The organism is Psychrobacter sp. 1U2, from assembly GCF_051847575.1.
The window spans coordinates 1-1,063 of the sequence record NZ_JBPYDC010000453.1 but is presented as its reverse complement, the minus strand read 5'-3'; the positions used below and the strand labels follow the sequence as shown (position 1 = coordinate 1,063).

General features: G+C 43.2%; 2 protein-coding genes. One reads left to right on the top strand and one right to left on the bottom strand.

What is annotated here, in order from left to right; all coding sequences use genetic code 11:
* Positions 1-233: protein-export chaperone SecB (locus ACS8FD_RS16525; RefSeq protein WP_439276642.1), on the top strand; the 233-nt coding region annotated here is incomplete at its 5' end.
* Positions 234-394: 161 nt separating this feature from the next.
* Here ACS8FD_RS16525 and adk read toward each other — a convergent pair.
* Entirely contained in the window at positions 395-1,051 is a 657-nt protein-coding gene (adk, locus tag ACS8FD_RS16520; RefSeq protein WP_439261164.1) for an adenylate kinase, read from the bottom strand.
* Positions 1,052-1,063 lie beyond the last annotated feature (12 nt).

Genomic DNA, 1,063 nt, shown 5'->3' with positions numbered 1-1,063 from the left:
CTGAGGTTCATCAAGCAGGTATCTTTTTATTAAAAAATATCCCTGATGATCAAATTGGACAGATTTTAGGCGCTTATTGCCCTAATGTGTTGTTCCCATATGCGCGTGAAGTCATTAGTGACATTGTTACTCGTGGTAGCTTCCCGCAGCTGTTGCTTGCACCAGTCAATTTTGATCAAGCGTACGCGCAAAGCCAACAACAAGCGCAAGTTGATGCTGAAGGTAATGCATAAATTTCAAAAAAGATTTTATATTTTTAAAAAGCCATCTCCTCACTTAGGTAGATGGCTTTTTTATGGGCGGGTCTTTTTAGTATTGTATAGTTATAAAGTATCAACAAAAAACCCTGCTAATGAGCAAGGTTTTTATTAATCCAAAGGGTATTAGAAAACGATTACCCTTTTAACGCTGACAAAACTTGCTGTTTGACGTCATCGATAGCTTGTGTACCATCAAACTTGTCATATTTGGGTGCGTTTTCACCTTCTTTGGCTTTGTCTTGATAGAAACCTACCAAGGCTGATGTCTGCTGATGATAAGTGGCGAGGCGTTCTCGAATAGTAGACTCTTTGTCATCTTCGCGCTGGATAAGTGCTTCGCCAGTGATATCGTCGACACCATCTTGCTTTGGTGGATTATGATCGACGTGATACACACGGCCCGAGCCTGGATGTTGGCGGCGACCAGATAGACGCTTTACAATCTCATCGTCAGGTACGCTAATCTCGACCACATGATCGATAGCAACGTCAGCGTCTGCAAGGGCTTGAGCTTGCGGGATGGTACGCGGAAAACCATCAAGGATACAGCCATTAGCACAATCAGGTTTAGAGATACGCTCTTTTACTAGGTTGATGATAAGTTCATCAGAAACCAGACCACCTGCGTTCATAATGCCTTCAGCTTGCTTACCAAGCTCGCTACCTTCTTTAATCGCTGCACGTAGCATATCGCCAGTAGAGATTTGCGGGATATCAAACTCTTTCGAAATAAACTGTGCTTGGGTGCCTTTACCAGCGCCAGGTGGACCTAGCAAAATAATACGCATCATAATACGTCTCTC

Coding starts and splice junctions, on each gene's coding strand:
- adk (WP_439261164.1), bottom strand. CDS start 1,051: ATGATGCGTATTATTTTGCTAGGTCCACCTGGCGCTGGTAAAGGCACC.